General features: G+C 61.2%; 12 protein-coding genes. 6 read left to right on the top strand and 6 right to left on the bottom strand.

What is annotated here, in order from left to right:
* The first annotated feature begins 225 nt into the window (after positions 1 to 225).
* The 3 genes from ACL9RI_RS24500 to ACL9RI_RS24510 all read left to right on the top strand — a co-directional run bounded on the left by ACL9RI_RS24500 (position 226) and on the right by ACL9RI_RS24510 (position 4232).
* The gene (locus ACL9RI_RS24500) at positions 226 to 729 is read left to right on the top strand and encodes a sigma-70 family RNA polymerase sigma factor (RefSeq protein WP_422729085.1); all 504 of its coding nucleotides are present in this window, start codon (positions 226 to 228) and stop codon (positions 727 to 729) included.
* Between the two features lie 3 nt (positions 730 to 732).
* A complete protein-coding gene (locus tag ACL9RI_RS24505; RefSeq protein ID WP_422729086.1) occupies positions 733 to 1707 on the top strand; it encodes a FecR domain-containing protein in 975 nt (324 codons plus the stop codon).
* Between the two features lie 74 nt (positions 1708 to 1781).
* Positions 1782 to 4232, top strand: a complete 2451-nt coding sequence (locus ACL9RI_RS24510; RefSeq protein ID WP_422729087.1) for a TonB-dependent siderophore receptor — start codon at positions 1782 to 1784, stop codon at positions 4230 to 4232.
* An 8-nt stretch (positions 4233 to 4240) separates the two neighbouring features.
* Here ACL9RI_RS24510 and ACL9RI_RS24515 read toward each other — a convergent pair whose 3' ends face one another.
* Both ACL9RI_RS24515 and ACL9RI_RS24520 read right to left on the bottom strand, forming a co-directional pair.
* Complete coding sequence (locus ACL9RI_RS24515; protein ID WP_422729088.1) at positions 4241 to 4777, bottom strand: cytochrome b; 537 nt, start codon at positions 4775 to 4777, stop codon at positions 4241 to 4243.
* Positions 4774 to 5847, bottom strand: coding sequence for a catalase family peroxidase (locus tag ACL9RI_RS24520; RefSeq protein ID WP_422729089.1), 1074 nt, complete (start codon positions 5845 to 5847; stop codon positions 4774 to 4776). Before ACL9RI_RS24520 ends, ACL9RI_RS24515 begins: the two co-directional genes overlap by 4 nt.
* A gap of 228 nt (positions 5848 to 6075) precedes the next feature.
* Between ACL9RI_RS24520 and ACL9RI_RS24525 the strand changes: the two genes are divergently transcribed.
* On the top strand, positions 6076 to 6426 hold the full coding sequence (locus ACL9RI_RS24525; RefSeq protein WP_422729090.1) for a CzcE family metal-binding protein: 351 nt from the start codon (positions 6076 to 6078) through the stop codon (positions 6424 to 6426).
* A gap of 264 nt (positions 6427 to 6690) precedes the next feature.
* On the opposite strand, the gene ACL9RI_RS24530 is transcribed toward ACL9RI_RS24525, so the two are convergent.
* Positions 6691 to 7542 carry an SDR family oxidoreductase gene (locus ACL9RI_RS24530; RefSeq protein ID WP_422729091.1) on the bottom strand — a complete coding sequence of 284 codons (852 nt, stop codon included), beginning with the start codon at positions 7540 to 7542 and terminating at the stop codon, positions 6691 to 6693.
* A gap of 98 nt (positions 7543 to 7640) precedes the next feature.
* Between ACL9RI_RS24530 and ACL9RI_RS24535 the strand changes: the two genes are divergently transcribed.
* Both ACL9RI_RS24535 and ACL9RI_RS24540 read left to right on the top strand, forming a co-directional pair.
* Positions 7641 to 8567 (top strand): LysR substrate-binding domain-containing protein, encoded by a 927-nt coding sequence (locus ACL9RI_RS24535; protein WP_422729092.1) that lies wholly within the window; start codon positions 7641 to 7643, stop codon positions 8565 to 8567.
* Between the two features lie 94 nt (positions 8568 to 8661).
* Positions 8662 to 9195 carry a superoxide dismutase family protein gene (locus ACL9RI_RS24540; RefSeq protein ID WP_422729093.1) on the top strand — a complete coding sequence of 178 codons (534 nt, stop codon included), beginning with the start codon at positions 8662 to 8664 and terminating at the stop codon, positions 9193 to 9195.
* A 51-nt stretch (positions 9196 to 9246) separates the two neighbouring features.
* Here the strand turns inward: ACL9RI_RS24540 and ACL9RI_RS24545 are convergent, their stop codons facing one another.
* From ACL9RI_RS24545 to ACL9RI_RS24555, 3 genes are all read right to left on the bottom strand, one after another.
* Complete coding sequence (locus ACL9RI_RS24545) at positions 9247 to 10266, bottom strand: glycoside hydrolase family protein (protein ID WP_422729094.1); 1020 nt, start codon at positions 10264 to 10266, stop codon at positions 9247 to 9249.
* Positions 10267 to 10783: 517 nt separating this feature from the next.
* The gene (locus ACL9RI_RS24550) at positions 10784 to 12919 is read right to left on the bottom strand and encodes a peptidase domain-containing ABC transporter (protein ID WP_422729095.1); all 2136 of its coding nucleotides are present in this window, start codon (positions 12917 to 12919) and stop codon (positions 10784 to 10786) included.
* Between the two features lie 37 nt (positions 12920 to 12956).
* The gene (locus ACL9RI_RS24555) at positions 12957 to 14264 is read right to left on the bottom strand and encodes an HlyD family secretion protein (RefSeq protein ID WP_422729096.1); all 1308 of its coding nucleotides are present in this window, start codon (positions 14262 to 14264) and stop codon (positions 12957 to 12959) included.
* Positions 14265 to 14606: the final 342 nt, after the last annotated feature.

Consider the following 14606-nt stretch of genomic DNA (forward strand, 5'->3'; position numbering starts at 1 on the left):
GAAAATGAACAATCAGGTATCTGTAAAATCACCGCAGAGCATCTTGTCAAACGCATCGCCCGGCATCTGAGCTGCCACAGCTCGCTCATGGCAAAGATAGGCTCTGCATCGACTGCGCCAGTAGCACACGCCACCCGACTTCGATATAATAATGAGAATTATTCTCAATCAAACTTTGGCCAGGCTCCCGTACCAGGACCTTGCGGCTACGCCCCAGGAATCGTAATGGCTGACAGCATCGCCCCTGACTTCATCAGCACCATGTATCGCCAGAACCATGGCTGGCTGCTGGGCTGGTTGCGTGGCAAGCTGGGCAATGTTTCCGATGCGGCCGATGTTGCGCAGGATACCTATGTGCGGGTGATCGATACTGGCCGGCTGCCCGAATATGAACAGCAGTCGCGCGCCTATCTGGCGCGGATTGCAAAACACCTGGTGGTGGACTTGCAGCGCCGGCGGCGCCTGGAATATGCCTACCTGGAAGCGCTCACGCATTTTTCTGCCGACCAGATGCCGTCGGCGGAGGAGCGCGCCATCGCGCTGCAAACCCTGTGCCTGCTCGATGCGGCGCTTGACCGCTTGCCGCAGCGCGTACGCGAAGCGTTCCTGCTGTCGCAATTCGACGGTCTGACTTACCAAAGCATCGCCGAGCGCCTGGGGGTGTCGCTGGGATCGGTGCGCAAGTATATGTTCCAGGCTGCGCAGGCCTGTTTTGCGGTGATGGTGTAGTTCTTGGAAGCATCGAGCGACACGGTCTCTGCCGAACACCGTCAACAGGCCCTGGCGTGGCTGGTGACCATGTGGTCGGGCGAAGTCACGCCGGAAGAACAGCTTGCGCTGAGCAACTGGCGCCAGGCGGCGCCCGAGCATGAGCTTGCCTGGCTGCAGGTAGCGAAGCTGGAGCAGCGCCTGCGCAGCGTCCCGGCAGCCACGGCCGGGCTGACCTTGCGCGAAAGTAGCCGGAGCAATCAGCGCCGCACGGTGTTGCGTGGCTTGCTGCTGGTGTGCGGCAGCGGCGCTGCGGTCTATACCTTGCGGGGCAGTGCGCCATGGCACGCCATGACGGCGCAGTATGCCACGACCACCGGCGAACGCCGCGAGCTGGTGCTGGCAGATGGCACCCGCATCAGCATGAATACGGCCACTGCCTTCGATGTCCACTTTGACGCCGGCTTGCGGCGGATTGATTTGTATCAAGGCGAAATTCTCGTCACCACTGCGCACGAACCGGCAACACGCCATCGCGATTTTGTGGTGGTCACCACGCATGGCGCGGCGCGCGCGCTCGGCACCCGCTTTACCGTGTATCAAGGCGGCGAACATACCCGGGTGGAAGTCTACGAGGGCGCCGTCGAAGTGCGTCCCCGCTTGACCCCGGATGCGCCCCTGCGCCTGGCCGCTGGCAGCCAGCTGCGCTTTACGGCGGCCTCGATGGAGGCGGTGCGCGCGTTGCCGTCGGAGCATCCCGCGTGGCTCGATGGCGTGCTGGAGGCGGAGCAAATGCGCTTGCAAGATTTCCTGGCAGAACTGGGGCGTTACCGCACAGGCGTGATCCGCTGCGACCCTGCCGTCGCTAATGAAGTCGTGTCGGGGCGCTATCCCCTGGGCGATACGGACAAGGTGCTCGCTGCCCTGGAACAAGCCTTGCCGGTGCGCATCAGCTACGCAACCCGCTACTGGGTCACGGTGCAGGCGAAAAAAAAGTAAAAAATGGGTAGATCTTTTTTCTTTTCATACGGGATGTCGATATCGCCCTCTTGATTTGAAAGGATAGACTGTTCATGTTGCAACAACCGCTCCCATTCCGTCGCCGCCGTATCGCCCAGGCAGCCCTGCTCGCCGCCTTGTCGCTTGCCGCTGCATCCACCACGGCCCTTGCCCAAGGTGTCAACCCAGAAACACGGCGTCACGTCGAGATCGCTGCAGGCACGCTGGACAGCGCGCTGAACCGTTTTGCCGGCAGCACCGGCATCTTGCTGGCCATCGACGGCAAGCTCACCGCAGGCAAAACCAGCCAGGGCTTGCGTGGCGATTACACGCCCCAGGAAGGCTTGGCCATCTTGCTGCAAGGCACCGGGCTGGAAGCCGTATCCCAGGCGGACGGCGCTTACGCCTTGCGCAAGGCGGTCGCCACCCAGAGCACCATGTTGCCGGAAGTGGTCGCCATCAGCGAAGAGGACAGCAGCCCGGCCAGCCGCGTGCTGATCAACGGCGCCCGCAGTGAGCCGGCACTGGCCGGTGGCCGCATCGCGCGCAGTGGCGGCCTGGGCGTGCTGGGCATGGCCGATGTGATGGATACCCCGTTCAGCACCACCAACTATACGGCGCAAATACTCGAAGACCAGCAGGCGCGCACCCTGGCCGACGTGGTCGTCAACGAAGCGTCGGTGCGCACCATGACTTCGACCGGCGGCTTCAGCGAAGATTTCCAGATCCGCGGTTTCAATGTGACCAGCGGCGACGTCGGCTTGAACGGCCTGTATGGACTGGCCTCGTCGAACCGCATGCCCACCGCCTTCATGGAGCGCGTGGAAGTGCTGAAAGGCCCGGGCACCCTGATGTACGGGATCAGCCCGAACGGCAGCATCGGCGGCAATATCAATATCGTCACCAAGCGCGCCAAGGACCAGCCAATCACGCGCCTGACGACCACTTATGAAAGCAAATCCCTGCTGGGTGGCCAGCTCGATGTGGGGCGCCGCTTTGGCGAGAGCAACGCCTGGGGCCTGCGCTTTAATGGGGTGTACCGCAACGGCGACACGAATATCGACAACGGCCAGCAGCAGTTCGGGATGGCCGCGCTGGCGCTCGACTACCGCGCAAGCAATGTGCGCTGGTCGGTGGATGCCTACGCGCAACGCGAGCATACCGATAACTTCCGCGCCCAGATTGGTTTCCGGCCTGGTATCACCCGGCTCCCGGCCGCGCCTTCCGGCCACCGCGCCATTTACGAAGGCGCCGACCTGAAGATACGCGATGCGACGATGGCTTCGCGCCTGGAGTACGACTGGTCGCCGCAAGTGATGCTGTACGCCGCTGCCGGTTACCACTATGGCGCGAGCGAGCAGGATTTTCCTTCCGCGCGCGGCATGGATGCGATGGATGAGCAGGGCAATATACGGGTCAGCAGCGCCTGGTACGACGCGGCGTCGCGCAGCAAGACCGGCGAAGCGGGCGTCCGTGCGCGCTTTGAGACGCAAGGCATTCCCCATGTGCTGAGCTTTTCCGCTTCGCGCCTGGAGCAGGAGGCAGGCAGTTTCTATCTGGCAGCGCCGGCTGGCACGGCCGTCGATTCGAATATTTACGCGCCGCTGCCGGTCTACCAGCTTTCCGGCGATCGCTTTTCACCGAGCAAGAATTCGGCGACCCAGCTGACCAGCATGTCGCTGACCGATACCTTGTCCTTTGCCGACAAGCGCATCCTGCTGACGGCCGGCCTGCGCCAGCAGAAGGTGCAAGCCCAGAACTTCAACGCGGCCGGCGCGGTGACTACCTCGTATGGCGAGAGTGCGGTGTCGCCGATTGCCGGCGTCGTGGTGCGTCCCTGGGACGATGTGTCTGTGTACGGCAACTTTACGTCAGGCCTGACGCGCGGTTCGACGGCGCCGCTGGGCACGGCCAATGTGGGTGAAGTGTTTGCGCCATTCAAGTCCAAGCAATATGAAATCGGGCTGAAAGTGGATCGTAATAAAGTCATCACCGGTGTCTCGCTGTTCCAGATCGACCGCCCGAACGCGATTACCGATCCGATCAGCAATATCTACAGCATGGATGGCAAGCAGCGCAACCGGGGACTGGAACTGTCGGCGGTTGGCGAGGCCGTGCGCGACCTGCGCCTGATGGCCAGCGCCACCTTCTACGACGCCAAGCTGCAGCGTGCGGCCGGTGGTCTGAACCAGGGCAACGACGCCATCGGCGTGCCGAAACATACGCTCAACCTGGGCGCCGACTGGGATGTGCCGGGAATCAACGGCCTGACTCTGAATGCGCGCGCGATCTACACGGCAGCCACGCCGTATGACGTGGCCAATACGCTGGAGATGCCCTCCTGGCAGCGCTACGATATCGGCGCACGCTACCGCACCACCATCCTGCGCACGCCGGTGGTGTTGCGCGCCAGTGTGGAGAACGTATTCAACAAGCGCTACTGGCTGTCCAGCAGCACCTTGCTGACGGTCAGTACCGCCGCCGCGCCACGCACCGCGCTGCTGTCGGCCCAGTTCGACTTGTAATGTCCTGGCTAACGCTTGCGGCGCAGGCTGATGGCGTCGAACACGCCATCGCGCAGCAGCAGCGCATGCATCAGGCCGGCCAGGATGTGGCCCAGCACCAGCACGAAGAACAGTTCGCCCAGCACGGTGTGCAGCGAGCGCAGCAGTGCATAGTGGGCGACATTCGGCGCGAGCAGCGGCGGTAAGGTGCTTCCGGCCAGTAGCGGCAGCGGAAAGTTGCCTGCCGATAGCATGGCCCAGCCGATCAGCGGCATGGCCAGCATGCAGCCGTACAACAGCCAGTGTGACCCATGCGCGGCCAGGCGCAAGGCGGGCGGCAAGGTCGATGGCAGGGCAGGCACGGGACTGCGCCAGCGCAGCAGCAGGCGCAGCACGGCCAGCACCAGCAGCGCCAGGCCCAGCGGCTTGTGCAGATTGAGCAAAGTCACATGCCAGTGTGAAACGGTGGCCACCATGCCGGTGCCGATCAGCAGCATGGCCAGCAGCAAGGGCGCCATGGTCCAGTGCAACAGGCGCAAGGCCAATGAAAAGCGCGGTGATGTCATCGTGATGCTCCTGATGTAGCGTGCAGCGCCGCTTGTTCGCGCGTGCGCAGATTGTAGGAACGGGCATAGGCGCCGGAACGGGCGGCCAGCAGCGGGTCGTTCGACACCTGTATGCCGTGCGGCAATACGGTCGGGTCGAAATTGATGTCGCGGCAGGGGCCGTCATCCTGCGCGACCGTGCTTTCCAGGGTCAGTACGCCGGCGTCGATCACCTGGCGGTCGTCCGGCCAGGCGCGGGTAGCGTCATTGCCGAGGTCGCCCGGCTGGGCCAGTTGCAATTGCAGATGCCAGCGCAGCGGCCCGGCGCGCAGGCGCTCAGCCAATTCCTCCTGCAGGGCGTTCGGATTGCTGCTTGCTGCCGGCGGCAGCGGGGCGGCTCCGGCTTCAGGCAGTACCGACCAGCGCGCAAGATGGCGCACGCCCTTGGCATCGACTAATTCGAAGGCATTGATGCTGTAGAAACGGGTGCTGGCAAACGAGGACGATGGCGGGTGGCCCTTGACCCATTGCCGGAAGGCATAGGACTCGGGATGGGCCGCAAAAAAGGCTTGCAGGAGTGCCGGATCCGGTTTGCCCGTGCCTGGCACGGGGCGCGACGCCTGCAGGTTGTCATAAAACCCCTGCGGCGTATTGACGATGAAGACGGGCGTGCTGTTCATGCCGGTGCGCCACTGTTCGCCGTTGGCTTGCGTGAATTGCAGCGCCAGGCTGCGCACGGGGCCGGCAGTATCCGCCACGGCAGGATTGCCGCCCGGAACGGCGAAACGGCCGATCACGGGCGTGCGCACTTGCGCAAAGACAGCCGCGCTGGAATAGGGCGTGCCCAGTCCATTGCCTTCAAAGTAACCGGCGACGCACATGCCTTTCGCATGGTTGCGCCGGAAACCCGGGTGTTCGCCGAAATCGGCATGAAAGCTGGCGATGACGGCCGCCGGCGTGAGGCGCTCCGGACTCAGCCAGCCGGCTGCGTAGGCGTAGGCGGCCACCAGCGCCGCGCCGGTAGCGGCAATGGCGGCCAGCGGCAGCAGGCGTGCCAGCGGCTTGCTGCTGCCTGTGGGGGGAATGGACATGGGAGTTTCCTGCAAAGGGATGGAAATCCTATTGTAGGCAGTGATAAGTGACGCGGAAATGACGGAAAAATGACAGTTTCGTCATCCAGGCGGCGAGGTCCGGGCTGTCATTTTTTTGTAATGGTCCTGTCATGCCCAGGTCAGCGGGCGCTCCTTACACTGGCTTCCATCGAGACAAGGATCTCGACAAGGATATCGATTAATACACCAACCATCAGGAGTAGGACCATGTTGAATCTGAAACGCGCTGCTATCGCTCTGGCAATTACCGGCTTTGCTGCCGCCACCCAAATCCCAGGCGCCCAGGCGGCAGGCTGGGCCGGCGCTGCCGTCGATTACGGCACGCCAGTGACCACGGCTGCGGCCGACCGCGTGATCAATATCACGGCCGACACCAAATATGTCAGCGTCAACAATGGCGAAACCGTGCAATTCAAGGCCGGTGACAAAATGTTTACCTGGCACTTCGACACCTTCCCGGAAGAGGCGCGCTTCGACTTGTCGAAGATCGCCCCGGCAGGCTTCACCGCCATGCCGGTGCGCGTCTACGTTGCCAGCAACCCGCTGTACCGGGGTTGATGGCTGCTTCATCCTGTCTGGATATGAAAAAGCCGCACCGACAGAAGTCGGTGCGGCCAAGGCATTCAGTGCAAGTGATCCGGGATCAGTCTATGCTCAGGCTGCCACCCACCGAGCTTTCCGGCATCAGCCCACCAGCGACTTCTTCCATTTCCTTGACGCTTAACTCTTGCATGTTCGACCTCATCTTCATGATTGAAGTTTGCGAAATTGCAAACAATTGCATTCTAAGATGTTTTTCTGTTAATTTCCAAGAATAGTTTTTTATTCTGGCAGCGAGAACAAGCCGGTCGTTAAAGCACGATAGTCGTGCTCCGACGAGCTGCGGCGCGCGTCGAGCAGGGCGGCGATATCGCGGGTCGGCGTATAGCGTAGTTGCTTCGTGCCATCGGTGGCTGCCTGGTAGATCGATGCCACCACGGTATCCACCGCATCGGCGTCCGCTGCCGCGCCCAGGCCTGCGTACAGGGCGCCCACATGTTCCAGGAAGGGCGTGTAGTCTGCGATCGCGGCGGAGTCGGCGCTTTCCGTGCCGACCCTGGCCATGAAACTGGTTTGCATGGCGCCGCCCGGTTCGACGATCTTCACCTTGATGCCCAATGAGGCCAGTTCGTGCGACAGCGATTCGGAATAGCCTTCCAGCGCGAATTTCGATGCGCAGTACAGTGAAGCCATCGGGAAGCCGATCGCGCCGGCGCCCGAGCTGACGTTGATGATGGTGCCTGCACGCTGGCTGCGGAAGTGCGGCAGGATGGCCCGCGTAACGTCCATGACGCCAAACAGATTGGTATCGAACTGCTTCTGGATGGCGGCGCGCGTCAAGCCTTCGAAGACGCCGAACAGGCCGTAGCCCGCGTTGTTCACCACCACGTCGATCTTGCCGAAGCGGGCGATGCCGGCGGCAATTGCCGCGTCTATGCTGGCGCTGTCCTGCACGTCCAGGCGCGTCACCAGTACCTGGCCGGCATCGGCCAGGCCGGCGGGCGCCTGTTCCGGCGTGCGCATGGTGGCGATCACATTCCAGCCAGCCTTGGCAAAATACAGGCTGGCTGCTACGCCGAAACCGGACGAGGCGCCGGTAATCAAAATGGTTTTTACAGTGGACACAGTAGTCATGTGGAGTTCTCCTTGGATACGATGCTGCTAATGTACGGGCTAACGATTGATGATGTAAGCTAGCCAGTACTGAACAGACTGGTGAAGGAAACCGTACAGTGGAAGATTTGGGATTGCGCGCATTGAAAGTCGCGCAGGCGGTGGCGACACACGGTAGTTTCCGCGGCGCAGCGCGCGAGATGGCCATGTCGCCTTCGTCGGTCAGCCATATTATTGCCAACCTGGAAAGCCATCTGGGCATCCGTTTATTCCTGCGCAACACGCGCAGCGTTTCCTTGACGGAGGCGGGAGCCGCTTTCCTGGGCCGGGTGCGGCCCGCCTTGAGCGAAATCACGCAGGCCATCGATGGCGTGCATGCCTTGCGCGACCGGCCCAGCGGCCTGGTGCGCATCAATGCGTCCAGCTGGGGCGCCGACCGTTTGCTGCCCATCGTGGTCGGCTTCATGCGCGACTACCCTGACGTGCGGGTCGACCTGGTGACGGAAGGGCGGCTGGTCGACATCATCGCCCAGGGCTTTGATGCAGGCTTGCGTCTGGTCACCATTGCGCCGCAAGACATGGTGGCCTTGCCGCTGGGCATACCGGAGGCACTGATCATCGTGGCTGCGCCAGCCTACCTTGCCGAACAGGGCACGCCGGCCACGCCGGGCGACTTGCTGCAGCATGAATGCATACGCGCGCGCATGCCCAGCGGCAGCATCATGCGCTGGGAGTTTGCCGCGAGCCCCACCTTGCCGGAAATCGACGTCAAGGGACGTTTGTTGCTGGGCAGTACCTTGCTGGCCGCCAAGGCTGCCGCCGCTGGCGTGGGTCTCGCTTGCGTGGAACAGCGCGAGGCCCAGCCCATGCTGGACAACGGTACGCTGATACAAGTGCTGGCGGAATGGACGCCGCCCTTCGATGGCGAAGCGCTGTATTACCCGCGCATGCGCCTGCCTTCGGCCGCGTTCCGGGCCTTTATCGATTACGTCAAACAGTGGAAACGCCTGCAGGCGACGGTTATGGCGGCTGCGATTGAACCTTAGCCGTTGTTGCCGGCATATACGGGTGATACGCCAGCAACTGTGCTGGACTGCGACCGTGCTGCGGCCTATTTCAACCGACTTTCAAGGATACACGATGAAATTTTTCTACCCTGCCATGATCTGCGTCAGCGCATTGGCACTGAGCGCCTGCGCCACCACGCCTGCCAACTTGCCGACCGCCCAGGCGCAACTGAAGCCCACGGCGGGCAACACTGCCACTGGCGTGCTGACGGTGGTGCAGCAAGCGGACCATTTGAGCGTGTCCCTGCAGGCGCAGGGCGTGCCGCCAGGCTTGCATGGTTTCCATGTGCACGAGCATGGCGATTGCAGCTCGGCCGATGGCAGCAGCGCCGGTGGCCACTTCAACCCGACCAAAGAAGAACATGGCGGCCCGCACGCCATGCATCACCATGTGGGCGATTTTGGCAACGTGACGGCAGACGCCAATGGCAAGGTGGACTTCAGCATCGATATTCCACTGACCCAGCTGACCCTGGATCCGGCTGCGCCGAATGCACTGGCTGGCCATAGCGTGATTTTGCATGCGGTCGCCGATGATCTGCAGACGCAGCCGACCGGCAATTCGGGCGCGCGCCTGGCGTGTGGCGTGGTGAGCTTGCAGCAGTAAAGTGACCAGGCCAGCGCGCGGGAATCCGGCGCTGGCCTGTTGTGAAGCTTATTACTTGGCGGTATTGAACGGCAGGGACAGGTAATATTGTCCCAACTCCGTCAACTGGCCGCTGGCGCCCAGCAAACTGGTGAAGTGCGGATCGGGACTCATGCGGCCGATAAACCAGGCGTAGCGGAACACATCGGCGCGGCCTTCGCACAGGGCCACCATCTCGGCCATCTGCGCCTTCTGTTTTTCCACCGTATCGATTTGCGCACCATCATTCTGGCTATGCCAGTTGGCCATTTCCGTGACCCAGAACGGCTTGCCGTATTTGAGCAGGCGATCGAGCTGGCCGCCCAGGCCATAGTCATACCAGTGGAACGCCAGGTAATCGATCTGCGGATTGCGGCCGTTATTGGCGGACTGGTAGGCGGCATAAAAGGCGTCGAGCCAGACCACCGGATCACTGAAGCCCGGCATGGTGCCCCAGGTGATGGCCGGGCCGACCAGCTTGACGCCGGTACTGGCGGCCACCGCTTCGTAGCGTGGCCACAGGGCGGCAGCCTGTTGCGGCGTCAGGTTAGCCTGGTCCGTCAGGTTCGGTTCGTTCAGCAGCAGCAAGTACTTGATGCCGGGATTGGCCTTCAGATAAGTGACGGTGTCGGCATCGTTGAAATTGCCGTTCCACAACATCGGGTAATAATCCATGTTGTAGCGCGTGGCGTAGTCGCTCGGCACGGCGCTATTGGGACGGCCACCCCAGTTGTACCACCAGCTCACGCCAGGCAACAGCGCCGAGAAATCGGCCGGGTCCGACAAATCATAGGCGATGCCGCGCTTGGCGCTTTTCGGCGCAGCCGGGGTAGGCGTTGGCTGCGGTGCTGGCGCTGGTGTGACCGGTGTCACGGGCGTCACGGGCGTGACCGGAGGCACGGGAACGTTGACCGGCGTGTTTCCAGCGAGCGTAGCAGGAGTATCCGAGCCACCTCCGCCACAGGCGCTCAGTCCGCCTGCGGCAGCGGACGCGGCAAGTAGTTTCAACCATTGCCTGCGGCGCTGGTTTTCCAGTTCGAATAGGGTGCTCATGGATGGTGATCTCGCAAGATGTGGGTGATTAAATATTCTCGACCATGGAAACAAAGGAAATAAATGCAAATGTTTCCACAGCGCAATTATAGGCAAAGAAAACTCCCGCACGCGCGCCAGGGCATATTTATTTTTGTGAAAGGGTTTGCAAAGGAGGGCAGATGGGCTGCGCTTTCGCTGGTGTTACACCGGGCATGACTTTCCTGTTTCGATAGTCAACAGAGACTGATTGCGTATAAACAGTAAAAAGCCGCATCGGCAAATGTCGATGCGGCTACGGGTATGCACGGAAGGTTGCGATGTTGTATTGCGGCAACATTTCCTCCCGCGTGGTGTCATTAGAAACTGGTATCTCCACCAACCGAGCTTTCAGGCATGTTACCGCCAGAAACTTCTTCGATTTCCTTGCCGTTTAATTCTTCCATTTTCCACTCCATCGTTTTGAAGACCAGGCTTGCGGGCGCAAGCCGAATTTATCGTATAGCAATCTTTTTAATATGGCAAGATGCAGTGCTTACTACGCTGCTTCTTTTGTTTCCTGCAGCGCATCCTGCACCACTTTTCCTTGTTGCAGAACGATCACCCTTTGCGCCATGGCGATGGTTTCCGGGCGGTGCGCCACGATCACGCGCGTCAGTGGGATCTTTTGTATCGCTGCATTGACGGCTTTTTCATTCAACACGTCCAGGTGGCTGGTGGCTTCGTCGAGCACAAGTAATTTGGGATTTTTATACAGCGCGCGCGCCAGCAAGATACGTTGCTTCTGGCCACCGGACAGGCCGCTGCCGATATCGCCCACCAGGGTGTTGAAGCCCATCGGCATGGCGGCAATTTCTGCCTGCACGGCGGCCAGCTGGGCGCAGGCCTGGACTTGCTGCGGGTTCGGCGCTGGCGCAAAAAAGCTGATGTTGTCGGCAATTGAACCGGCGAACAGGGTATCTTCCTGCATCACCGTGCCCAGCAGTTGCCGGTAATTCGTCATGCCCAGGCTGCCCAGCTGGACGCCGCCGATCAGGATCTCGCCTTCGGTCGGTTCCAGCAAGCCCAGCAGCAACTTCATCAGGGTGGTCTTGCCACAGCCGGACGGGCCGGTGACAGCGATGCACTGGCCGGCGGGAATAGTCAGATTCAATCCGCTCAGTATCATCGGTTCGCTGTCGGCATAACGAAAGCCCAGGTTGCGCATCTCGATCGATGGCGTGATGTGCTCGATATCGATTTCCATGTCGTTGCCATCGACTTCCGCCTTGGTCAGCACGATATCGGCCACCCGTTCGCCATGCAGGCGCAGCATGCGCAGTTCGAACAATTTGTCGATCAGGCTGGCCATGCGCTGGCTGAACTGGTCTTTATAGCTGATGAACGCAAACAGCATGCCGACTGAAAAACGGTGGTCCAGCACGGCCAGGGCCGCCATCCAGATCACGATCACCCGTTCCGAACTGAATAACAGCGTATTGGCGGTCTGGTAAGACACGGATAGTTTTGCGATGCGCAAGTCGGCATTGAACTGGTCGGCCAGCGCATTCATCCAGCTGGCGCGGCGCTCTTCGCTGCGGCCGAACAGGCGGATGCTCTGGATGCCGCGCACCGATTCCAGGAAATGCGTCTGTTGTTTGGCTGCATGGATGATTTGCTCGGCGCTCGCTTCGCGCAAGGCCTTGAAGATGGCCCAGCGCAACAAGATATACAAGAGCACCGCGATGCACGCCACGCCGGCCAGCAGCGGGCTGTAGAACAGCATCATGCCCAGGGTGGCCAGCACCAGCACGCCATCGATGGCGCCTTCGACGAATTGCGTGGTCAGGCTGCGCTGCATGGTTTGGATCGAGCTGAAGCGCGACACGATGTCGCCCGTGTGGCGTTTCTCGAAATACGGCAGCGGCAACTTCAGTAAATGGGCAAAGGCATTGCCCAGCCATTGCAGGTTCAGATTGGTGGCCAGCACGGTGGTGATCCACGAGCGCACGGCGCCGATCGCCGTTTGCACCAGCACCAGCAGCAAAAAGCCGCAACCCAGTACGGTGATCAGGTCGCGGTCGGCCGCCAGCAGGGCTTCGTCGACCAGCCATTGCATATAAAACGGCGCCACCAGCGCGCACACCTGCAAGGCCAGGCCCAGTACCAGCAATTGCAGCAAGCCGCGCTTGAGGCCGACCACGCGGCCCATCAGTGATAGCAGCGAAAACTGCTGTTTTTCTTCCGCCTTTTTAAAGTCGGCCGTGGGCGTCAGTTCCAGCGCCACGCCCGTAAAATGCCTGGCCACTTGCGTCAGGGGCAAGCGCCGCTCGCCGACGCCGGGATCGTGGATTACCGCATGGCTGCCGGACACGGATTTCAGCACCACGAAGTGATTCAAGTCCCAGTGCAAGATCGCCGGCAGTTTCAGTTCGGGCAAATGCTGCATATCCAGCTTCAAGGGACGCGTGTGCAGGGACAGGCCTTGCGCCATGGCCATCAACCCCTTCAGGGTCACGCCCTTCAGTGACACGGAAAAGCGCCGGCGCATGCTGGAAATATCGATCTGGTGGCCCCAGTAACTGGCCACCATCGACAGGCAAGCCAGGCCGCACTCGGCCGCCTCCGTTTGCAGCAGGACAGGCAAGCGCTTGCTGCGCCAGAACGACAGGTGGGCGAGATCAGGAAAATGCATGGAACGCAGACGTCAGTAAGGTAAAAGTAGGGGGAACTTATAAACGCCCGGAAATACTGAACAGTGGTTCCAGTACCCATTCATACAGGCGGCGCTGTTCCAGCAACACACTGGCATCGACTTGCATGCCTGACTTCAGGGGCAAGGTTTCGCCATACGCCAACACGCTCTGGCGCTGCAGTTTCAAACGGATGCGATATAAGGGTTCGCCATTGGTGCCGCTGACGGCGCCGGGCACGGCCAGCTCTTCCGGGCGCAGGGAGGTGCTGGCCACTTCGCGCACCTGGGCTGGATACTGGCCAAATTTCTGGTACGGATAAGCCTGGTAGCGCAGCAGCACCTGCATGCCCGGCTTGATGAAGCCGACCGAACGCGATGGTGCATAGATTTCTGCTTCCAGCTCGGCGCCGGCCGGCAGCACGGACGCCAGGATGCTGTTGGTGGTCACCGTCTGCCCCAGCTCGGTGGTAATCGCCGTGACCATGCCGTCCTGCAAGGCGCGCACCTGGATTTCGCGGCGCGCCTCGTTCTCCGTCAAGTCCTGTTCGACGGCCGACACATTGCGCTGCAAACCTTCCGTATCGCGCTGCGCCTGCACCTGCAGATCGCGCACGTCCGCTTCGGCGCTGGCCAGGTCGCGGCCGCTGGCCGATTGGATGCGCTGCAACTCGGCCAGCCGCTGGTGCTGGTCCAGCAGTTCGCCCTGCTTGTCTTGCAGCTGCGCCGCCGAAATGTAATTGGTGGCGTTCAACTCACTATAGCGTTTGTAGGATTGCTCGGCCAGCGCGATGCGGCGTTGCTGCAGCACAATCTGGCCCTCCATGCGCGCGATCTCCGCCGCCAGGTCGCTGGCCCGGCGTTGCGCCGCCGCAATACGCTGGCGCGCCTGCAAGCCCGACTGCTTCAATTCCTCGTCATAACTATCACGCCGGCTTTTCAGCAGGTTCGACACCACTTGCTGCGGCGCCCCCGCATTGCTACTGCTGCGTTCGCCCGACAGCACGAACAGCACCTCGCCCGCCTTCACCGTCTGCCCCTCCTTCACGCGCACCGCCGTGATCACCCCAGCCCGGCCCGGCATCACGCGGATCACGCCACTGGTCGGCACCAGCACGCCTTGCGACTGCGCCTTGCGGGTGGTGCTGAAAAAAATGAAGAAAGCGATGATGGCGAGCGCTATCGCCAGGAAGAGCAAAGTCAGGAACAGATGGCTGACCGGCCGCGCCAGGATCACCGTGCCATATTGCTTGCTGCTCAGATGCTCGATGGCTTGCTGGCGGAACAGAGGCTGGACGGGTGGAGCAGGGGTGGTTGCGGGAGCCGGGGCAGAAGGTTGATCACGCAAGATGGTGGGCTTTGCAAGTAATGGGGCTGCGGGAGGCTGCGCTAAAGAGTGGTAGCAGTGAACCAGGTCTGATATTTGGCAGTTGCCATTGTGACTAAAAGACCTTTCGGCATCAGTCCAGCCGAACCCTGGTCGATTTCATGAACGGCCATGCCAGCTTGTGCATGCTCAGCTCCTCAACAGCAAGAATTAAGAATTGCGTTTGAGAAAGTATCGTAAAGCAATTTCCAAAAAAATCATAGATTTATTGCAACGCAAGCCATGAATTGTTATCACTTCTGGCCTCCATCAGTGACGCGCTGCAAGGCAGGAAGATGACGATTGATGGCTGCTTGTTAGTGC

Origin of the sequence: Janthinobacterium sp. Mn2066, assembly GCF_049319705.1 — a bacterium.
In the GTDB taxonomy this organism is placed as follows: domain Bacteria; phylum Pseudomonadota; class Gammaproteobacteria; order Burkholderiales; family Burkholderiaceae_D; genus Janthinobacterium.